The organism is Actinoplanes oryzae, from assembly GCF_030757795.1.
GTDB lineage: Bacteria > Actinomycetota > Actinomycetes > Mycobacteriales > Micromonosporaceae > Actinoplanes.
The window spans coordinates 1-20,308 of the sequence record NZ_JAUQWH010000163.1 but is presented as its reverse complement, the minus strand read 5'-3'; the positions used below and the strand labels follow the sequence as shown (position 1 = coordinate 20,308).

Sequence of the window (20,308 nt, the reverse complement as noted above, 5' to 3'; positions counted from 1 at the left end):
CGGAGACTGCCGCGTTCACCGTCACCAACGCGTGGAACACCGGCTACCAGGCCAGTGTCGTCGTCAAGAACGACACCTCGAAGGCGCTGTCCACGTGGCGCGTGGAGCTCGCCTTTCCCGCCGGCACGACGGTCGTCAACGCGTGGAACACCACGCAGGCGCTGTCCGGCGGCACCTACACGTTCACGCCCGCCGGCTGGAACGCCTCGATCGCGGCGGGCTCGTCGGCCGAGTTCGGGATGGTCGTCAACGGCACCGGGCGGCCGACCAGCTGCAAGGTGAACGGTTCCGACTGCGGCGTCGTCACCACGACCCCGGCGACGACGACGCCGGCCACGACCCCGGCGACGACCGCGCCGACGACCAAGCCGGCCGCGACGACCGCGCCGGCCACCACCAAGCCGACGACGGCGCCCACGACGGCCTCGCCGACGCCTTCCCAGACCACCGCGGCACCGGCCACCGGCACCCCGGTGGGCGTCAACGGCCAGCTGTCGGTCTGCGGCGTCAACCTGTGCAACCAGTACGGCAAGGCGATCCAGCTGCGCGGCATGAGCTCGCACGGCCTGCAGTGGTTCCCGAACTGCTACACCTCGTCGGCGCTCGGCACGCTGGCCACGGACTGGAAGGCGGACCTGTTCCGCATCGCCATGTACGTGCAGGAGGGCGGCTACGAGACCAACCCCTCCGGCTTCACCAGCCAGGTCAACACGCTGGTCGACCAGGCCGAGGCACGCGGCATGTACGCGCTGGTCGACTTCCACACGCTCAACCCCGGCGACCCGAACTACAACCTCGAGCGCGCCAAGACCTTCTTCGCCGCGGTGAGCGCCCGCAACGCGGCCAAAAAGAACGTCATCTACGAGATCGCCAACGAGCCCAACGGGGTCAGCTGGGCCGGCATCAAGAGCTACGCCGAGCAGGTCATCCCGGTGATCCGCGCCAACGACCCGGACGCCGTGGTCATCGTCGGCACCCGGGGCTGGTCGTCGCTGGGCGTCTCCGACGGCTCGTCCTCCAGCGAGATCATCGCCAACCCCGTCAAGGCGACGAACATCATGTACGCCTTCCACTTCTACGCCGCGTCGCACAAGGACAATTACCGCGCCGAGGTGCAGTCCGCCGCGCAGAAGCTGCCGCTCTTCGTCACCGAGTTCGGCACGGGCAGCGCGGACGGCAACGGTTCCGTGGACACGGCCAGCACGACCACGTGGCTCGACCTGCTCGACAAGCTGAAGATCAGCTACGCGAACTGGTCGTGGGCGGACAAGTCGGAGGCCACGGCGGCGCTGCAGTCCGGTGCCTGCTCCAGCGGGTCGTTCTCCTCGCTGTCCGACTCGGGCAAGCTGCTGAAGAGCCGCATCAGTACGGCGGACAACTTCCCGACCAGCTGAACTTCCGGTGGCCGGGGCCTTATGACGTGGCTGATATGCCCACGCGGGGCCCCGGCCGCCCTTATGCTCACCGGCATCTATACCCGCTGGTGAACGGAGTTCCGATGGTCGTCCGGCGCGTCCTGGCGGGGAGTGCCGCGGCACTGCTCGCCCTCCTCGTCCTCACTGTCACGCGGCCCTCGAGCGCCGCCGCGACCCTGACCGTGGCGCAGGCCATCAGCAGCCAGACCGGCGCCGTGGGCACGGTCACCGGCTACGTCGTCGGCGAGCCCACCGCCACGAGCACGGTCCGCACCAGCAACTTCACCGGCGACACCGCCATCGCGATCGCCGACAGCGCGGGCACGACGGCCACCGGCTCGATGCTCTACATCCAGGTCACGAGCGCCTATCGGGCGTCGTTCGGGCTGCTGAGCAACCCCGGGCTGATGGCCGACCGGATCACCGTGACGGGGACCCTGACCGCGTACTTCTCGCATGCGGGGTTGAAATCCCCGACGGCCATGACCGCCGGCGGGGGCAGCACCACGCCGACCACGCCGCCGCCCACCGGGGGCACGGACGCCTACTACGCGGCGGCGAGCGGCAAGTCGGGGGCGGCGCTGAAGACCGCGCTGCACACGATCATCAGCTCCGGCGTGACCACCCTGTCGTACGACGCGGTGTGGAACGCGCTGAAGGTCACCGACCAGGACCCGAACAACTCGGCCAACGTGATCCTGCTCTACTCCGGCCTGAGCCGCTCGAAGACGCTGAACGGCGGCGACACCGGCGACTGGAACCGCGAGCACGTCTGGGCGAAGTCCCACGGCGATTTCGGGACGGCCAACGGGCCCGGCACCGACCTGCACCACCTGCGCCCCGAGGACGTCACGGTCAACGCGCTGCGCGACAACAAGGACTTCGACACCGGGGGTACGGCCGTCAGCGGCGCGACCGGCAACTACACCGACGCGGACTCCTGGGAACCCCGCAACGCCGTCAAGGGCGACGTCGCGCGCATGATCTTCTACATGGCCGTCCGCTACCAGGGCGACGACGCGTGGCCCGACCTCGAGGTCAACGACTCGGTGAGCAACGGCACGAATCCGAAGCTGGGCCGCCTGTCCAAGCTGCTCACCTGGAACACCCAGGACCCGCCGGACGCCTTCGAGCGCAACCGCAACGAGGTGATCTACGCCTCGTACCAGCACAACCGCAACCCGTTCATCGACCACCCCGAGTGGGTCGCCTCCATCTTCGGCTGACCCGCGGACGACCGCGCCGGCCGGGCACCGCCAAGCCCGGCCGGCGCAGTCACGCCCGGCCCGGGTCACGCCGCGGCAGGCGGACTGCCGGCGACGACGTCCGGGCGAGCAGCACCGCCGGATCCTGAGCGGACCGATCAACCGTCGCCGGCGCGGGACGGCTTTGCCGGAACGGCTGGGCCGAACGGCGCCTTCCGTCCGCCCGGCGGCCGGGGTGAGGTGAGGTGGTGGGGGAGGGGGTCCCGTGCTGGAGGTTCTGCGCGCGGTCGCGGCCGCGCGGGCTGCCGTTCGCGCCTTCGAGCAGGGGGAGCTGCGCCGCGCGGTGCACCGGCTGCGCAAGGCCGAGCAGCTGTTCGCCGCGGCGCCCGACTCCGTCAGCCGGCGCAGCGACCTGGGCCGCGTGCAGCACCTGTTCGGGCTGATCCACCTGGAGGAGGGCGACTTCGACAGCGCCCTCGACGCGTTCTCGCGGGCCGGGGAGCTGCTGGGACGCGACGCCCGGAACCGGTTCGAGCACGGGCGGGCCATGCTCGACACGGCGGTGGCGCTCAGCCGGCTCGGGCTGGAGGACGTCGCGGCGGCGTACCTGGACCGGGCGGAGGAGTCGCTCGGCGACCGGCCGGAATGGCGGGCGCAGATCCGGGACCTGCGCCGGGTGGCGCAACCGGCGCGGAGGCCCGTGGCGGCGTCGGCGGGTGCCCCGGCGTCCGGCGGCGAGGACGACCTGGACCGCGCCCGGCAGGCGGCGGACTACTTCGCGACCCGGGACGTGGCGAGGTTCGTCGCCTCGCTCGCCATGCTGGGCGATCCCCGGCGGCGCGGCGAACGGTTCCCGCGGTGGTGCGACGACGCGTCCGCCCGGGCGGTCGCCGCCGCGGCGGGCACCGGTGATCCGCGGCTGTGCGCCGACGCGCATCTGCACCGCGCCGGCTATCTGCTCGGCGCCGGGGATCTGGCCGGGGCCCGGGACCACGCCCTGCGCGCGGTGGCGTGGAGCGGGGGCCGCGGCGAGGCGGCCCGGGAGATCGCGCTCGTCGCCGCCTGCCGCCACGGCGACGCCGCCCTGGCCGCCGAGCTGATCGAGGGCGCCCGCGCGCAGGTGCTGCCCGCCGCGCGCCGGCCCGCCCCGCCGCGCCCGATCATGGTCGACGGCGTGTCGCGGCTGGCGCCGTTGCACGCCTCCGCCGGCGCGCCGCTGGAGCTGCGTGAGCTGGCCGACCGTACGGGCGGGCCGGGCGCCTGGTGGTGGGGAGCGTGGGCGTTCAACGACCGGATCTACTGGAGTGTCCACGCCGACGGGGTCGCCGACTGCGGCCTGCTGGAGACGGGTGACGACACCGAGCTCGGGCGGCTGCTGGGGCAGCTTTCCGACACGAGCGAGACTTCCTACCGTACGGAGGAAGCCCTCGCCGCGGAAATCGGTCGCCTGCTCGTCCCGCCGGTGCTGCTCCGGGCGCTCCGCAGCCGCAGCCGGCGCACGGATCCGTTGTCCCTGGTGCTGAGCGGCACCCTCTTCGCCGTCCTGCCGGTCGCGTCGCTCGGGGCGGAACCGGTGTCCCCGGACCGCTTCCCGGCCCGCCTGATCGAGGCCGCCGTCCTGCGCCTGGGCCCGCCCGCGGTGCTGGCCGACCACGTGGCGACGCACCCGACCTTCCCCGCCCCCGAGCTGACCGTGAGCCTCGCCTGCGTCGACCCCACCGGCGACCTGCCCCACGCCCGCCGGGTACCAGCGGACGCCGCCGAGGTGCTCGGCGGCCCGGACGCTCCCCCCGCGACCGAGGAGGCCCTGCGGGAAGCATTGACGCGCCTCGGTCCCTCACACCCGAGCATGTTCTACTACGCGGGGCACGCCGGGGTCGGCCTGGACAGCGGCCTCCAGTTGCGCAGCGGAGAGCTGACCGCGGGCCGGCTGGGCACCGACCCGTGCCCGTTCCCCGCCCGCGCCCTGCTGGCCGCCTGCACGACCGCGGGCGACACCGGCGCCGGAGCGGGGGAGTGGGCCGCCCTGGCCGCCGCCGTCCTGTGGTCGGGCGCCCGCCAGGTGATCGCCACGAACTGGCCGGTCCCCGACACCGGCTTCACCGCCGCCTTCACCACCGCCCTGGCCGAAGCCCTCCGCCACACCACCGACGCGGCCGCCGCCCTCCGCACCGTCCAACTCGACGCCCTGGCCCGCTGGCGCGCCGGCGCCCGCGAGGCCCACCCCCTGACCTGGTCCGCCTACGCCGCCCACGGCGCCCGCTGGTGACCCGCCGCCACCGCCTGCTCACCGCCGCCTACGCCGGCTGGCTCATCCTGCGCGCCCCGGCGTCCCCCGCGCCCGCCCCGCCTGCGCCCGCGACCCCCGAGCCTGCGCCCCCCGAGCGCGCCGAGGCCGAACACCCGCACCTCACGCACCCGGCCGCCCCGTACCTGATCGGCGCGCTGCCTCTGCTGGTGCCGGCCCTGGTGCTCGGCCTGTTCGGTGACTCGGCTGTGCTGAAGACTCTCCTGTGGCGTGGCAACCTGGTGGCCTTATCGGTGGCGCTGCTGCCGTCACTGCTGCCGCTGATCGCCGCGGGTGTCCTGTACGCCTTGTTGTTCCGCTCCCGGCGCGTGTCGTACGGCAGATCGGCGTGGCTGGTGCTCGGAGCCGGCGCGTTGTTCAGCCTGGTCGTGCCGATCACCTTCGCCCTGTTCCAGCTTTCCGTGCTCGCCGCCCTCCTGCTGTTCCTGCGTATCCGCCGGCGTTGGCTCGCCGGCGGCGTGGCGCTGGCCCTCGTGGTCGTCGTGCTGAGCGTGAACGTGACCATTTCCGGGAGGGCCTGGGGCTACAGCGCTTCCCTGGAGGCGTTGCCCCGGTTCGCCATCGGACGGTTGGTGTCGGAACTGCCGCAGGAGGTCGTGGTCGAGGCGGGCGGCACGGCCAATGCTCATTACATCGTCGGCGTGGACGACACCGCCATGACGGTGATCACTGGTGCGCCGGCCCGGGTGCGGACCCTCGCCAATGCGGGCGTCGTTGCCCGGGCGGCGTGCCAGTACCGGCCGCGGCTGAACGACCGGTCGGTGCTGAGTTTTCTGGTTCCGGCCGCGAACGCCACGCCCTATTGCGAGGCCGTGGTCGCCTGTTTCGAGAAGCGGGAGCGTGGCGATGAGGACGCCGTCCGGGCGGCACTGCGGCGTTGCGCGGATCCGCGATTCGCCGGCGGCTGATCAGAAGTTGACGGCCTGGGCGGTGCCGCGGATCTGGTGGACGAGGTAGGTCTGGAGGGCGCCGGCCGGGCCGGGCGGGGCCACGAAGGCCTGGGAGCGGTCGACGGTCTCGACGGCGAGGGTCTCGAACTCCACTGTGTCGCCCATCTGCACGCGGACGCCGGGAATGACCAGGGTCAATGTGCGGACGAAGGCGTCCACCGCCTGCTGGAGGGTCACCGTCACCAGTTCCTCGCCGCCGGGCATGGGAACCCGGACGATGTCCTCGTTCTCGAAGTTCAGGTTCAACTGCGCGTCCTGGTACGACAGCAGCGGCACGCCCTTGATGCTGGAACTCGAGTAATTGATCTGCATGGGGCCGGCGAAGTCGAAAAGGTTCGCGTCGCTCAGCGCTCTCGTCTGTGGTGTCATGAGAGCCAGACTGGTGCCGGGAAAAACATCAAGTCCATCGACTCCCCAGCGGATCCCGGGCCCGGATGATCGGTCCCCCTCGGTGGGGGCGCGCACGACGACCGGGGGTGGGCGTGCACATCATCTTCAACACCGGCGAGGCGAAGCCCGGCGATGCGACGGCCGGCGCGGCGCGGATCGGCGCGGCGACGAGCGGCGCGGCGGAGATCGGCCACGTGGAGCTTGAGCTGGACGTGCGCCTGCGCAGCCGCGATGCCACCGTCGGCGATCTGGTGCGGGCCGCGCTCGGCGGGGCAGAGCCGCCCGGGACGGTCATCGTCGACGGCCGGCCGGTGCCGAGCTCGACGCCGGCCGGGGATGCGGGCCTGCACGAGGGTGCGACGGTGGCGCTGTCCGATTCCGGACCGGCGACCCGGGCCGCGTACGAGATCGTCGTCGTGGCCGGGCTCGCGGCCGGGCGTTCCTTTCCCGCGCCGCCCGGGCAGTGGGTGGTCGGCCGCGACCCCGGCGCCGACGTCGTGCTGGACCACGAGACCGTGTCGCGGCAGCACTGCGCGGTGACCGTGGGCGGCGACGGGGTGACCGTGGCCGATCTCGGGTCGGCGAACGGGCTGCTGGTCAACGGCGTCGCGGTCACCGGGGCCGTGCCGGTGGCGCCGGACGACGTGATCGGGGTGGGGGCGCTGGCCCTGGCCGTGCGCCGGGTCGCCGGCGCGGATCGCCCGCACAGCCTGGATCCACGGCGCGACCTGGTGTCGTTCAACCGGCCGCCGCGGTCCGCTCCACCGCCCGGCCCGGCGGAGCTGGAGGTGCCGGGCGAGCCCGGCGAACCCAGCAAGCCGCGCTTCAGCGTCGCCTCCACGCTGGGGCCGATCGTGCTCGCCGTCGTCATGGTGGCGATCACCCGGGACCTGCGGTTCGGCCTGTTCGCGATGCTCTCGCCGCTGATCGGCATCGGGACCTATCTCGAGTCGCGCCGCAGGAGCCGCAAGGAGCGGGCCGGGAACGAGGAGAAGTTCGGCCGGGAGCTCGCGGAGCTGGCGGGGCACCTGACCGCGGCCGGCGAGGTGGAGCGCGCCCGCCTGCGCCACCAGCTGCCGGATCTCGCGGAGGTGCGGCGGCGCGCGGCCCTGCCCAGCACCACGCTGTGGGAGCGGCGGCCCGCCCACGAGGACTTCCTGATCCTGTACGCCGGAATCGCCGACCGGCCCTGGACCCCACCCGTGCGGACGACCGGCGGCAGGCTGCCCGCGAAGGTGACAGCGCTCGTGTCCGAGGCCCGGCTGCTCGCGGCCCCGGTCGGCGTGAACCTGTCCCACGGCGGCGTGGTCGGGGTGGCCGGCGACCGGGAGGCGGCACTGGCCGTGGCCCGCGGGCTGCTGTGCCAGGCCGCCGTCCACCATGGACCGGCGGATCTGACCGTCGGCGTGTTCGTCGACCCGGGCCGCGAGCCGGAGTGGGACTGGTGCAAGTGGCTGCCGCACACCGGCCGGTCCGAGGGCGGCCGCTGGCTGTCCCACCACCGGGAGACGAGCGACGCCTTGATCCGTGCGCTGGCCACGGGCGCCGCCGCGGGCACGGCGCTGGTCGTGATCGACTCGGACGTGCTGACCGAGGGCACCCGGTCGCCGGCGCGTGATCTGCTCAACGACGCCCGGCGTACCCCGTCGGTCTTCGGCAGTGCGCCACCCCCGCAGCCGGTGGCGGGCATCGTCGTCGCGGCCACCGCGGACCGTTTGCCGGCGGCCTGCGACACGGTGATCGAGATCGTGGACCCCGACGGCGACGCCACGGTACGCCGCCCCGGCGAGGGCGCCCGCGTCGACGACGTCCTGCTGGCCGGGCTGACCGTCGCCGCCGCCCGGGGCTGCGCGCGGGACCTGGCCCGCTTCGACGATCCGGAGCTGGTCCGGGCCGGTGCGGGGCTTCCCGGCGGCGTACGCCTGCTGCCCATGCTGGGGCTCGCGCGGGTGGACGCCGCGTCGGTGCGGGAGCGCTGGCGGCGTACCGACGCGGGCGCCGCGACCGCGCCGCTCGGCGTGACCGACCGCGGGGTCTTCACGCTGGACCTCGTGCGCGACGGCCCGCACGGCCTGGTCGGCGGGACCACCGGCTCCGGCAAGAGCGAGCTGTTGCGCAGCCTCGTCGCCGCCCTCGCCGCGAACGCCGATCCGGCGCACCTGACGTTCGTGCTGATGGACTACAAGGGCGGCGCCGCGTTCGACGAGTGCGCACGGCTGCCGCACACCGTCGGCCTGGTGACCGACCTCGACGAGCAGCTGGGGGAGCGGGCGCTGCGGGCGCTGGAGGCGGAGCTGCGCCATCGCGAGCGCCGGCTGCGGGCGGCGGGTGCCGACAACCTCGTCGAGTACGTCCGGAGCGGCGCGGCCGAGCCGATGCCCCGCCTGGTGGTCGTCATCGACGAGTTCGCCACGCTCGCCACGGAACTGCCCGACTTCCTGTCCGCGCTCGTCGGGGTCGCGCAGCGTGGCCGTACCCTCGGGGTGCACCTGATCCTCGCCACCCAGCGCCCGTCCGGCGCGGTCAACGACAACATCCGCACCAACACGAACCTGCGCGTGGCGCTGCGCGTGCAGGACGCGGCGGACTCGATCGACGTGATCGGCGTCCGCGACGCGGCGGAGCTGAGCCGCCTGCTGCCCGGCCGGGCGTACGTGCGGCTGGGCCCCGGCGAGGTCGTCCCGATCCAGACCGCGCTGGTCACGTGCGTGTCCGCCGAGTCGACGGATGCGAGCGTCGCGGTGGCGCCGTTCACCTTCGGCGCCGAGCCGCCCCGGGAGGAGGCGCCGCCCGTCGCGGCCGGGTCGCGTACCGACCTGGCCCGGCTGGTCGACGCGATCGCCGAGGCCGCCGCCGGCCTGCCCGCGCCCCGCCGCCCCTGGCCCGAACCGCTCGGCACCGACATCGACCTGGCCACCCTGCCGCCGGAGCCCGACCGCGCCGTGGTCGCGCTGGCCGACGATCCGCGGCGGCAGGCGCAGTACCCGATCGGCTGGGATCCCGCCGAGGGCAACCTGCTGCTGCTCGGCATCACCGGCAGCGGCACCACGACGGCCCTGCTGTCGGTCGCGCTCAGCCTCGCCGCCGGCTCGGCACTTTTCCTGTACGCGGTGGACTACGGGACCGGCGACCTCGGCGTCCTCGACGGGCTGCCCTGCACCGGCTCGGTGATCGCCGCCGACGACCGCGAACGTCAGGTCCGCCTGATCCGCCACCTGCGCGCCGAGCTCGACCGCCGCCGCGCGGGCGGGACCGGCCCCCGCATCGTCGTGCTGATCGACAACCTGGCCGCCCTGCGCGCCGAGTTCGACGACACGCCGGGCCTGGAGATCTTCGACCAGCTGACCCGCCTGTACGCGGACGGCACGGCGGCCGGTATCGCGTTCGCCGTCGCCGCCGACCGGTTCAGCACGATCCCGCCGGCGTGGGCCGCGGTGACCACCCAGCGGTGGCTGTTCCGGCTGCCCGACGCCTACGACTACGTGTCCGCCGGCCTGACCCGCAAGGACGTCCCCGCCCGCCGGCCCGGCCGCATGGTGGTGCTCCCCGGCGCCCTGCAGGCCCAGGTCGCCCGCCCTGTCCCGTCCGCCGAGGCGATGGTCCGCAAGTACAGCGGCCTCGACCGCACGGCCGCCCGCATCGAGGTCCTGCCCGCCGACGTCCCCGCGGCCGCCCTGCCCCCACCCGAGGTGACCGGCGAGCCGTGGCACCTCTACGCCGGCATCCGCGAGTCCGACCTGCGGCCCGCCGCCCTCACCCTCTACGAGGGCGAACACGCGTTGATCGCCGGTCCGGCCCGCTGCGGCAAGAGCACCACCCTGCTGGCCCTGGCCGCCACCCTCCGCGGCCACGTCCACCTGACCGCCACCGGCGCCCGCCGCACCCCGCTGCGCGACCTCCCGGAGTTCACGCCCGCCACCGGCCTGGCCGCCCTCCTGGCCAGCCTCCGCACCACCGAAGGCCCGGCAGTGTTACTCCTCGACGACGCCGAAACCTTCGACGACCCCGACGGCGCCCTCGCCGGCCTCCTCGCCGCCAACCACCCCGACCTGCACCTCGTCGTCGCCGGCCGAGCCGACACCCTCCGCACCAAGTACGGCCACTGGACCCAGACCGTCCGCCGCGCCAAGACCGGCATCCTCCTGCGCCCCAGCCCCGACCTCGACGGCGACCTGCTGGGCGTGACCCTGCCCCGCCGCTCCCCGGTCCGCCTCGGCGTGGGCCGCGGCTACCTCATCCACAACGGCGACTGGGACATCATCCAGGCCGCCCACCCGTGACCGGCAGGCTCGCCACGAACGCCGCGAGGGCGCGCTCGCGGGCGGCCGCCAGCATCCGGGCGGCGCCGGCCAGTTCGATCAGCAACTCCTCGTCGGTGACCGCCGGCCGGTCCGGGAACTCGAGGACCCGGTCCTCGTCCTCGTCGGCGTTGCCGCGAACCGCCGTCTCGATCACCCAGGTGTCCCGGCGCACGAGTTCGAGGACGTAGTCCATGGCGAAGCCGGTCTCGTGCGCCACTTCGACGTACCAGGCGATCTCGAAGCCCTCCCCGCTGTCGTCGGAGCCGGGGCGGCGTGCCATGTGCACCGACAGCGCGGCCCGCTCGACGCCGGGCTGAGACCGCAGCCACGACGTCGCCTCGCCGAGTGCGCTGTGGACATCGGCCATCGCCGACAGAAGCGCCGGCGCCCCGAGCGAACGGTCGGCCGGCGCGGGGAGCCCCGCCTGTGCCCCGCCGGGCAGAGGTGTCGAGCCAGTCATGGCAACGCGGTGCCCTCCCGACGCAGCAGCCCGGCGTGGGCGGCGAGGAAGGCGCGCAGCTTGCCGATCGCCGCGTCCAGGGTCGGGGCGGCGCCCTCCTCCGGGCGCAGCTCGGCGAAGATCTCCCCCTCGGTCGTGCCGATGTCGCAGCTGATCGCAACCTGACCCGGGCCGACGCGAACCATCGCATCCAGCTCCAGATGCGGATCCTCCGCGCCCCGGTGCCACACCGTCACCGCGCACGAGACCTTGACGGACGACCTCGATCGGCTTTCCCGTCTCCAGACGAGCGATTCGTCGATCTCCCTCAACCGTGCGACTTCTTCTTCCAGCACCGGGTGCACCGCATCGGCAATATCCCTCCACCATTCCTGCTGGATGGGTTCGCGTGAATCTGATGCCGATGTGGACGTCATGGCGATGCGTTCCCTCCCGGGCATGAGGTGAGTAGCCTCCGGTAATCCGAGCCGCCGGTCCATGGGCATCGATTATTCTTCTAGATCACTCTTTCTCCGAGCCTTCGAGCAATGCGGAGGCTATCTCCGGTCCGAGATCAAGGTGTTGCGGTGCCCTCCCGGCGCATCAACTCGGCGTGGACGGCGAAGAATGCCCGTAGTCTCGCGATCGCCGCGTCCAGGGTCGGCCCCGCACCGTCCTCCGGCCGGAGCTCGGCGAAGATCTCTCCTTCGGTCGTGCCGATGTCGCAGCTGATCGCGACCTGACCCGGGCCGACGCGAACCATCGCATCCAGCTCCAGATGCGGGTCGTCCGCGCCCCGATGCCACACCGTCAGGATGCACGAGACCTTGTCACGTGCCCACATCTTGCCTTCTCTCCTCCAAATGAGAGTGGCGTCGACCTTCCTGACCTTTTCCATCTCCTCCTCGAAGACGGCCAGCACGGCATCCGCGATGTCCTGCCACTGTTCCGCGAGCGCTATCTCGGAGTCCACACCACGTCTCCTCCCGGGCCTTTCTTGACTTCGCCGGTGACAGCATTCTGCACCTGTTCGGTGTAGGGGTGGACCGGCCCTCCGGTTGTCAGCCCCGGCCGGGTTGCTTGCCATTCCGGGAGCTCGGACATATCCACCGGGGCGATCGAGACATGTCCTTCGGGCGGCGGGTCTGGAATAGCGCGGAGCCCGGGCCCCAGCTGGTCGGTAGCAATGACTTGTGCCTTGTTGCTCTTCTCGAGTGCCTTCTCGGGGGTGTCCCACGTGCTGAGCCCGGTCGGATCCAGCTCCGGTCGGGGGGTCATGTTGACATCGCCGCGGCTGCCGCCGCGGAAGACGTACGGCGGGATCTCCGGTTCGGGGGTGCTGCCCGGGCCCAGGCGCGCACCGGGTGCCGGGGCGGCGCCCGCGGTGACCAGGTCGGCGGCGATTGCCTTGGGGCTGAAGACCGGGCCGCCGGTGAGGCCTCGTTCGACCGCGCCGCTGACGAACGACTCGGCGCCGCTCACGGCGATCTCGCGGAGGAGGGGGTTGGTGGCGGCCAGGCGGGCGGTGTTGCTCAGGGCCACGGCCGTGCCCGCACCGGCGCCTCCGGTGATGGTGCCGACCAGGCCGTCCTGGGCGACCTGGCCCCAGTCGACCTCGCCGGTGGTGAATTTCTGGAGGCCGGCGCTGGCGCCCGCGGAGATCAGGCCGCCGGAGGCCGCCATCAGGGCCACGCCCGCGGGGCCGCCGACGCCGGTGAACATCAGGGCGACGCCGCCGACGACCATGGCGCCGGCGGCCAGGTACTCCCAGTTCTCGCCCACCCAGTCGGCGGCCTGTTCGAAGGCACCCTTGCCCATCTCGTCGCGGTAGGCGCGCAGCTCGGCGTCGGTCACCGGGCGCAGGCCGAGGGGGTCAGCGTGGCCGATCGGGTCGTTGCCCGCGTAGTGGTACGGGTTGCCCGCACAGGGCGTGCCCGGCACGGCCGGCAGCGGGTCCGGGCTCAGGAACGCGCGGGTGGACGGGTCGTAGACGCGGTTACGGAGCCAGGTCAGGCCGCCGAACTCCAGTTCGCCGCGATAACCGGTACCGGGGTCCTCGCGGGCGGGTGCGCCCCAGGCGTCGCGGCCGGTGCCGGCGGTGCCCTGCCAGTCGCCCTCCCACCACGGCGGGGTGGGCCGGTCGCCGATCCAGCACGGGCCGCCGTCCCACAGGATCGGCCGGCCGTCGATGTCCGCCGGCTCGCCGAAGGCGTCCACGGTCACGGTGGTGCTGCCGGCTCCCGCGAGCCGGCCGAAGCCGTCCCAGCGCAGGTCGCCGACGCGATGGCCGGCGCCGTCGTACTCGTAGGTCGTCTCGCCACGGCTCAGCAGCTGGCCGGCGGCGTCGTAGGTGAGCGCGAGGTCGCCGTCGCGAACCAGCCGGCCCGCGGCATCGTACGCGAAGACATGGTCGCCCGCCGCGACGAGCTGACCGGCGGCGTCGTAGCGGTAGGTGGTGTCGCCGACGGCGATGATCCGGCCCCCGGCGTCGCGGCCGATCGGCACCGATCCGTGCCGGCTGAGCAGCCCGTTCGTGAACTCCCAGCGGACGTCCCCGACGCCGGTCAGCCGGCCGTCCGCGTCCCGGTGGAAGGCGATCTCGCCGGTGAGCGGGTGGCCGGCGGAGCTGAGCCGGCCGGTGTCGTCGTAGGTGTACGTGATCTCGCGCCCGTCCGGATAGCGCATCGCGAGCCGTTCGCCGTCAGGGCCGTAGCGCCAGCCGAGGGCCAGATCGTCGCGGCGGCGCTCGGTCGGGCGGCCCTCGGCGTCCCAGCGCAGCCGGTGCCGGAAGGAGCCCGGCTCGGTCACCTCGGTCGGGCGGCCCAGGGCGTCGCGCTCGATCCGGATCGGCGCGGCGTCCCCGGCAGCCATGGTCACGACCCGGCCGGAGGAGTCGTAGGTCCAGCTCACCCGGCGGCCGGCACCGTCCACCCGGGACACCAGCCGGCCGGCGGGGTCGTAGCGGTAGCGGGTGACCCGGCCGAGCGGGTCGGTGTCCGCGACGACGCGGCCCGTCTCGTCGTACTCGCGCACGGCGGTGTGGCCGAGGGGATCGGTGACCCTGGTCAGCCAGCCGCGCGGATGGTATCCGTAGGTGGTCCGCCCGCCGAGCGCGTCGGTCGCGGCGGCCAGGCGGCCCGCCGGGTCGTACTCGAAGCGCCGTTGCCCGGAGGCCGGACCGCTGACCCCGGTGACGCGCCCGGCGGCATCGCGGTCGTAGCGGACGGTGCCCCGGCCGGGCGTCTCCCGGGTCGCGAGCCGGCCGTTCGCGTCGTACGTGAAGGTCTCGGTGATCCCGGACCGGGTCCATGCGATGAGCGTGCCGTCGGCGTCGTATCGGAACTCCGTCCGCCGTCCGCGCGGGTCGAGGAGGGCGGCTGTACGGCCCGCGGCGTCGTACTCGGCGGCGGTGACCCGGCCGCCGGGGGAGACCGAGCGGGCGATGCGACCCGCCGGGGTGTACGCGATCCGGCTGCGTCCGCCGGACGGGTTCACGATCGCGATGCGCCGGCCGCAGCGGTCGTACTCGGCGCGTGCGGCGGTGCCGTCGGGGCGGACGTGGCCGGTGGCGCGGCCGAGCTGGTCGTACTCGAACGTGCTGCCGGTGAGGCCGTCGTCGACGGAGGTGACCCGCCCGCCGGGGTCCACCGTCGCGGTGCGGTGGGTGCCCATGGGGTCGATGCTGCCGATCAGGTTGCCGACCGGGTCGTACTCGCGTAGCCAGGTGGCGCCGGCCGGATCCGTGGTGCCGGTCAGCCGGGACAGCGCATCGTAGGTGTAGTCCCACTTCGCGCCGTCCGGGGCGATCACGCGGGCCAGGTTGCCGGTGTCGTCGTACAGCCGGGTGGTGCCGTGGCCGAGCGGGTCGATCGTCTCGGCGAGGGCGCCATGCGGGCCGTACCTGTTCGCACGACGGGCTCCGGTGGGGTCGACGGTCGCCACGATCCGGCCGGCTGCCGAATACTCGTAGCGCCACACGCCGCCGCCCGGGTCCGTCCGGGTGGTCAGACGTCCCGCCGCGTCGTAGCCGAACTCGGTCCGGCGGCCCAGCGGCGTCACCGTGGCCTCGACCCGCCCGGCGGCATCGCGTGCGACCCGGGCGGTGTTGCCCACGCCGTCGGTCAGCGACACGATCTGGCCGTCGGCGTCGAAGCCGAAGGACACGGTCACTCCGTCGGAGTCCACGACCCGGTGCACGAGGCCGTCGCGCACCTCCATGCGGGTGATCCCGCCCTCGGCGTCGACGATCTCGCTGGGCGTGCGCTCGTCGCCGCGGTAGCGGTAGGTGACCGTCGCGCCCGTCGACGCGGTCACGGACACCACCCGGCCCGCGTCGTCGTACGCGTAGTCGAACGCCGCGCCGTCCGGCTGTACCCGGCGGGTCAGGCGGCCGTCGGGGGTCCAGAGGGTGGTGGTGACCGCGCCGTCCCGGTCGGTCACGGTGACGGGGTTGCCCCACTCGTCGTAGGTGCGGGACAGGCGCCGTCCGTGGCCGTCCACCACCGCCAGCAGCCGGCCGTGCGCGTCGTGCACGTAGGTGTCCGAGACGGTGTCGTCGCCGACGACGGTCACGCCGCCCGGGAGGTACGCGTAGCGGGTGCGGCGCCCGAAGGGGGACACCTGGGCCAGCACGCGGCCCGCCTCGTCGTACTCGTTGACCGCCTCGGTCACGCCGTCGGCGTCGGTCACCCGGACGACGCGGCCCCCGTCCACGTCGTAGGTGCGGTCGCCGGTGCCGACCAGGAAACCGCCGGCGTACGTGTAGTCCACGCGCCGCCCGTCCGACGCGAGCGCCGCGGTGACACGGTCGGCTGTCCAGGTCAGGGTCACCGAGCGCCCGCCGGGGTGGGTGAGCGCCGTCAGCCGGCCGGCCGTGTACGCGAAGGTGAGCTCGTCCGCGCGTACCGGCAGGCCTGTGTCGTCGAAGTCCCACACCCGCCCGTCGGTCCACGTCAGCCGCAGCCCGGAGCCGAGCGGGGCGACGCGCGCCGCCACGCCGATCACCCGGCCGTAGCCGTCGCCCTGGCGTGGGAAGACCGCCCGCTGCCCGTCCGGCCCCGCGTAGGACGCTCCCTGCGCGCCCGCCCGCAGCCGGGCGTCGGCCCACGAGGACCAGCCCGGCCCGAAGGCCCCGGCGGCGTCCGAGCGGCTGTTGTAGACGCGGCACCAGGTGACGTGCGGCGCCGGCAGCTCGTTCTCGGCGATCAGGAAGTTGCCCGAGGCCGTGTTGACAGGGTCGTCCGAGTAGCCCGTGGTCGCCGGGAAGCCGTACGCCACCGGGCTGTCGAAGGTCACCGACTGCCGGCCGCCCGTGAGCCCGGCCGCGCGCAGGCTGGCCGCGATCGCCGCGTCGGGCAGGCGGGTCAGGTCGCCGTCGCCCCCGGCGGCCCGGAAGGCCGAGGCGATCCGGGCGACCCATGCGGCGTCGGCCTCGTTGAGGTCGATGTACGTGCCGAACGCGGTGACCAGTGACTGCGCGTCCAGGCTGCCCCAGCGGTTGCCGGCCTGGAAGTCGCCGTACGCCGCCTTGAGCGTGGTGTTCCTCGTCCGGAGCGTGTCGTCGTTCGCGCGGCTGCCGCGGGCGAAGGCGTCCAGGTCGTCGGGTCGTGCCGAGCTGGTGGACATGTCAGCCCCGGGCGGCGGTCGCGGGGGCCGGGGACGTGTACGCCGGCGGCGTCACCGGGTCGGGGATCGGCGGCAGGTCGTCCTCGCCGAAGAGGAACTCGTACCCCTTCTCCAGGAAGCCCTCGTCCTCCTGCTCGCGCTGCCACTGGCGGGCCTTCAGCCGGCGGTCCTGCTCCTCGCGCGCCAGCCGGGCGAGCTCGTCGACCTGGTTGGCGGCCTGCCGCAGCGCCCCGGCGAGCCGCCGGGCGTCCTCGGTGCAGATGCGCATCCGGTCGTCGAACTGCCGCGCGTAGAGCCCGCGCCACTCCGTCTTCGCCTGCCCGGCCAGCTGCGAGCGGCCCGAGATCTGGCCCTCGCACTCGTCGGCCGCGGCCCGCAGCGCGCGGGCCAGACCGGTGGCGGCCGCCCACGCGAACGGCACGTCCTCGGCTATTCCCTGCAGATCAACCATGGTCGTCCCCCCGATTGCCAAGTTCCGCTATATTCATAGCGGATATCGTCAATGATCAATTTTTGATCTATTCAGGGGGGATGGGGCATGGGTGATCGCGTACTCTCCACGGAACAGGCGAAAACGTCGATCCAGCAGGTTCAGGCGATCATCAACGGCGGTTTGACCGATCAGATATCGCAGCTTGACGCGCAAGGGAAAATGCTGTCCAATCCCGACGTCTGGGACGGGCCGCTGGCGCAGCAGTTCCGGGATCAGACCTGGCCCGAGACCAAGTCGGCGCTCGACAAGGCCAAGACCGAGCTGGATCAGCTGCGCGAGCAATTGCAGAAGATCTCGCAGAACATCATGACCGCCGGCGGCGGCTCCTGACGGAAATGAATCACGGGGACGCGCTCGGCCGCGAATATCTTCTGCACGAGGAGATCGGCCGCGGCGCGCTGGCCGTCGTGCGCCGGGCGACCAGTCGCTTCGGCGGCCCGCCGCTGGCCGCGAAATTGTTCGAGCCGGGGCTCGCCGGCGATCGCCGGGTGCGCGAATTGTTCATTCGCGAGGAGGCGGCGCTGCGCGACCTCGACCACCCCGGGATCGTCGGCATCCGCGACCTCGTGGTGGAGGGCGGGCGGCTGGCCCTGCTCATGGACCTGGTCGACGGCCCCGACCTGCGGCGCCACCTGGCCGGGCGCGGGGGCCGGCTGCCGGGAGCCGAGGCCGCCGCGATCGGGGCCCAGGCCGCCGCCGCCCTGGCCGCGGCGCATGCCCAGGGAGTGGTGCACCTCGACCTCAAACCCGAGAACATCCTTCTCGTACGCGGCTCCGAGCCGCCGGTCGTCCGGATCACCGACTTCGGCGTGGCCGCGCTGCTGCACGACGCGGACCCGGCGGTGCTCGGCGGCACGCCCGGCTACGAGGCCCCGGAGCTCCGGGGCGGCGGCCCGGCGACCGCGGCGGCGGACGTCTGGTCGCTCGGCGTGGTCCTGCGCGAGATCCAGGACGGCACGGCGCTCGACGGCGTCATCGCGGACTGCCTGGCGCCCGACCCGCGCGCCCGCCCGTCGGCGCGTTCCGTGGCAATCCGCCTCCGTGAGTCTGCGTCGCCGGCGCCGGCATCCTCCGCTCCGGGCCGGCGCGATACCCGGTTGCGCCACGGTGGCGCGCCCCGGACGCCCGTACCGGCTCCGCCCGAGCCGAAGCCCCTGCACCGGCGCCGCGGGCCGCTGCTGACCCTCGCGGCCGGTGTGGTGGTGGCGGCCGTGGCAGTCCTCGTGACGATGAACGCGGCCGCGGGCCCCGGGGCGACTGTCCGGCCCCTGGTGGCGGCCTCCTCCGCGGCCCCGGTGCAGGCGCCCGGCTCGCTGCCGCCGACCGACACCGTGGCGCAGCGGGCGCCGGCCGAGCGCACCCGGGCGACGTACGCGGGGCGTCTCCCCGGCGACCGCGGCACGCTGGCGATCGCGGTGCGGGACGGCGCCGCCGTCGCGTACCTCTGCGACGGCGAGCGGGCCGAGGCCTGGCTGCGCGGCACGATGTCCGGCGGCGCGCTGTCGCTGACCGGGGAGCGGGGAGCGACGCTCAAGGGCGCGATCGACACCCGCCGGGCGCGCGGCGACGTCACTGCCGCCGGCGTGACCGCGCGGTTCGACATCGCGGCGGTGGCCAAGCCGTCCGGCATCTACCGGGCCGCGGCCCGGGTCAGCGACGCCCAGATCCGCGGCTCCTGGATCGTGCTGCCCGACGGCAGCCAGGTCGGCGTGCTGGTCGACGGCGGGGTGCCCGGCCCCGCGCCCGCCCTCGACGTGACGACCGGCACCACCACGGTCGACGGGACGGAGGTGGCCACATCGACGATCGACGCCGACTCGGGCGAGGGCTTCTGATCGCCACGGCGGCCGGGCTGGGCGTGGCCGTCGCCCTCGGCGTGTACGGGCGGGCGCACACCCCGCGTACCGACCTGGTCCCGGACCTGCGGGGCAAGTCGTGGCTGGCCACCGCGGTCCTGCTGCTGGCCGTGGTGCAACTGCTGTCCGCCCTGGCGGTGTACGGCCGGCTGCCCCTCCGCGGGCGCTGGCCGGCCGTGGTCCACCGCTGGTCCGGCCGCCTGGCGTTCCTGGCGTCGCTGCCGGTCGCCGTCGACTGCCTCTACCTGCTCGGCTTCCAGACCGGTGACCCGCGTGTCCTGGCGCACTCGCTGCTGGGCTGCCTGTTCTACGGCGCCTTCGTCACCAAGATGCTCGTCGTCAGCGACCCCGGCGACGGCCCGCCCTGGGTCCTGCCCGTCGCCGGTGGCCTGCTCTTCACCGCCGTCACCGGCGTCTGGCTGACGTCCGCGCTCTGGTTCTTCGCTCTAGGGTGAGGACATGAAGATTCTGTCCATCCAGTCCGCGGTGGCCCACGGGCACGTCGGCAACTCCGCGGCCGTGTTCCCGCTGCAGCGCATCGGCGTCGAGGTCGTCCCGGTCTACACGGTCAACTTCTCCAACCACACGGGGTACGGCGCCTGGCGCGGGCCGCTCATCCCACCGGCGGACGTGGCGGACGTGCTGCTCGGGGTGGAGGAGCGCGGCGTGTTCCCGCAGATCGACGCGGTGCTCTCCGGCTACCAGGGCGGCGTGGGCATCGGCGACGTCATCGTCGACGCGGTGCGCCGGGTCAAGGCCGCGAACCCGGCGGCGCTCTACGCGTGCGACCCGGTCATGGGCAACGCCAAGTCGGGCTGCTTCGTGGCGCCCGAGATCCCGGAGCTGCTGCGCGACCGTGTCGTGCCGGTCGCCGACATCATCACGCCCAACCAGTTCGAGCTGGGCTTCCTGACCGGCACCGAGCCGGCGAGCATCGAGTCGACGCTCGCCTCGGCCGACCTCGCCCGCGCCATGGGCCCCTCAACCGTCCTGGTCACCAGCGTCGAGCGCCCCGACCGCGAGGAGGGCACGATCGAGATGCTGGTCGTCGCCGACGCCGGCGCCTGGCTCGTGAGCACCCCGCACCTGCCGTTCAAGGCGAACGGCTCCGGCGACGTCACGGCCGCCCTCTTCACCGCCCACTTCGTCGCCACGCGCGACGCGGCGGTGGCCCTCGAGCGCACGGCCTCCAGCGTCTTCGACCTGATCGAGACCACCTACAAGTCCGGCGAGCGCGAGCTGCAGCTGATCCAGGCCCAGGACTTCTACGCCACGCCGCGCCTGCAGTTCAAGGCCGAGCAGGTGCGCTGACCCCGGCCGCGGGGG

15 protein-coding genes are annotated in these 20,308 nt (G+C 73.6%); 9 read left to right on the top strand and 6 right to left on the bottom strand.

Features of this window, described 5'->3' with window-relative positions; all coding sequences use genetic code 11:
- From RBH18_RS35515 to RBH18_RS35500, 4 genes are all read left to right on the top strand, one after another.
- Positions 1–1,394 (top strand): cellulase family glycosylhydrolase (locus tag RBH18_RS35515; protein ID WP_306214876.1); only part of this gene is annotated, 1,394 nt, incomplete at its 5' end.
- A gap of 104 nt (positions 1,395–1,498) precedes the next feature.
- The gene (locus RBH18_RS35510; RefSeq protein WP_306214875.1) at positions 1,499–2,641 is read left to right on the top strand and encodes an endonuclease; all 1,143 of its coding nucleotides are present in this window, start codon (positions 1,499–1,501) and stop codon (positions 2,639–2,641) included.
- Positions 2,642–2,885: 244 nt separating this feature from the next.
- Positions 2,886–4,889 carry a CHAT domain-containing protein gene (locus RBH18_RS35505; protein WP_306214874.1) on the top strand — a complete coding sequence of 668 codons (2,004 nt, stop codon included), beginning with the start codon at positions 2,886–2,888 and terminating at the stop codon, positions 4,887–4,889.
- Positions 4,886–5,836 (top strand): hypothetical protein, encoded by a 951-nt coding sequence (locus RBH18_RS35500; RefSeq protein WP_306214873.1) that lies wholly within the window; start codon positions 4,886–4,888, stop codon positions 5,834–5,836. Before RBH18_RS35505 ends, RBH18_RS35500 begins: the two co-directional genes overlap by 4 nt.
- Here RBH18_RS35500 and RBH18_RS35495 read toward each other — a convergent pair whose 3' ends face one another.
- Positions 5,837–6,247, bottom strand: a complete 411-nt coding sequence (locus tag RBH18_RS35495; RefSeq protein ID WP_306214872.1) for a hypothetical protein — start codon at positions 6,245–6,247, stop codon at positions 5,837–5,839. It lies immediately after the preceding gene.
- A 107-nt stretch (positions 6,248–6,354) separates the two neighbouring features.
- Between RBH18_RS35495 and RBH18_RS35490 the strand changes: the two genes are divergently transcribed.
- Positions 6,355–10,548, top strand: a complete 4,194-nt coding sequence (locus tag RBH18_RS35490; RefSeq protein ID WP_306214871.1) for an FtsK/SpoIIIE domain-containing protein — start codon at positions 6,355–6,357, stop codon at positions 10,546–10,548.
- Here RBH18_RS35490 and RBH18_RS35485 read toward each other — a convergent pair.
- From RBH18_RS35485 to RBH18_RS35465, 5 genes are all read right to left on the bottom strand, one after another.
- Positions 10,526–10,936 carry a hypothetical protein gene (locus RBH18_RS35485; RefSeq protein WP_306214870.1) on the bottom strand — a complete coding sequence of 137 codons (411 nt, stop codon included), beginning with the start codon at positions 10,934–10,936 and terminating at the stop codon, positions 10,526–10,528. The two genes, RBH18_RS35490 and RBH18_RS35485, sit on opposite strands and share 23 nt — an antisense overlap.
- A gap of 89 nt (positions 10,937–11,025) precedes the next feature.
- Complete coding sequence (locus tag RBH18_RS35480) at positions 11,026–11,508, bottom strand: hypothetical protein (RefSeq protein WP_306214869.1); 483 nt, start codon at positions 11,506–11,508, stop codon at positions 11,026–11,028.
- Between the two features lie 74 nt (positions 11,509–11,582).
- Entirely contained in the window at positions 11,583–11,981 is a 399-nt protein-coding gene (locus RBH18_RS35475; protein WP_306214867.1) for a hypothetical protein, read from the bottom strand.
- Positions 11,966–16,633, bottom strand: a complete 4,668-nt coding sequence (locus RBH18_RS35470; protein ID WP_306214866.1) for a DUF6531 domain-containing protein — start codon at positions 16,631–16,633, stop codon at positions 11,966–11,968. The genes RBH18_RS35475 and RBH18_RS35470 overlap by 16 nt, the downstream gene beginning before the upstream one ends.
- Position 16,634: 1 nt before the next feature.
- Positions 16,635–17,084, bottom strand: a complete 450-nt coding sequence (locus RBH18_RS35465) for a hypothetical protein (RefSeq protein WP_306214865.1) — start codon at positions 17,082–17,084, stop codon at positions 16,635–16,637.
- A gap of 87 nt (positions 17,085–17,171) precedes the next feature.
- Here RBH18_RS35465 and RBH18_RS35460 point away from each other — a divergent pair, with 87 nt between their 5' ends.
- From RBH18_RS35460 to pdxY, 4 genes are read left to right on the top strand one after another with little or no spacing between them, the layout of a single operon-like run.
- On the top strand, positions 17,172–17,456 hold the full coding sequence (locus RBH18_RS35460) for a pyrophosphorylase (protein ID WP_306214864.1): 285 nt from the start codon (positions 17,172–17,174) through the stop codon (positions 17,454–17,456).
- A 5-nt stretch (positions 17,457–17,461) separates the two neighbouring features.
- Entirely contained in the window at positions 17,462–18,961 is a 1,500-nt protein-coding gene (locus RBH18_RS35455; protein WP_306214863.1) for a serine/threonine-protein kinase, read from the top strand.
- 23 nt (positions 18,962–18,984) lie between these two features.
- Positions 18,985–19,437 (top strand): DUF6529 family protein, encoded by a 453-nt coding sequence (locus tag RBH18_RS35450; protein ID WP_306214862.1) that lies wholly within the window; start codon positions 18,985–18,987, stop codon positions 19,435–19,437.
- Between the two features lie 4 nt (positions 19,438–19,441).
- Positions 19,442–20,293, top strand: a complete 852-nt coding sequence (pdxY, locus tag RBH18_RS35445) for a pyridoxal kinase PdxY (RefSeq protein WP_306214861.1) — start codon at positions 19,442–19,444, stop codon at positions 20,291–20,293.
- The last annotated feature ends 15 nt before the right edge of the window (positions 20,294–20,308 follow it).

Bases quoted from the DNA above. Each gene is read 5' to 3' on its own strand.
- RBH18_RS35470 (WP_306214866.1), bottom strand. From the start codon at position 16,633: ATGTCCACCAGCTCGGCACGACCCGACGACCTGGACGCCTTCGCCCGC.
- RBH18_RS35495 (WP_306214872.1), bottom strand. From the start codon at position 6,247: ATGACACCACAGACGAGAGCGCTGAGCGACGCGAACCTTTTCGACTTC.
- RBH18_RS35455 (WP_306214863.1), top strand. From the start codon at position 17,462: ATGAATCACGGGGACGCGCTCGGCCGCGAATATCTTCTGCACGAGGAG.
- RBH18_RS35485 (WP_306214870.1), bottom strand. From the start codon at position 10,936: ATGGCCGATGTCCACAGCGCACTCGGCGAGGCGACGTCGTGGCTGCGG.
- RBH18_RS35480 (WP_306214869.1), bottom strand. From the start codon at position 11,508: ATGGACCGGCGGCTCGGATTACCGGAGGCTACTCACCTCATGCCCGGG.
- pdxY (WP_306214861.1), top strand. From the start codon at position 19,442: ATGAAGATTCTGTCCATCCAGTCCGCGGTGGCCCACGGGCACGTCGGC.
- RBH18_RS35460 (WP_306214864.1), top strand. From the start codon at position 17,172: ATGGGTGATCGCGTACTCTCCACGGAACAGGCGAAAACGTCGATCCAG.
- RBH18_RS35465 (WP_306214865.1), bottom strand. From the start codon at position 17,084: ATGGTTGATCTGCAGGGAATAGCCGAGGACGTGCCGTTCGCGTGGGCG.
- RBH18_RS35510 (WP_306214875.1), top strand. From the start codon at position 1,499: ATGGTCGTCCGGCGCGTCCTGGCGGGGAGTGCCGCGGCACTGCTCGCC.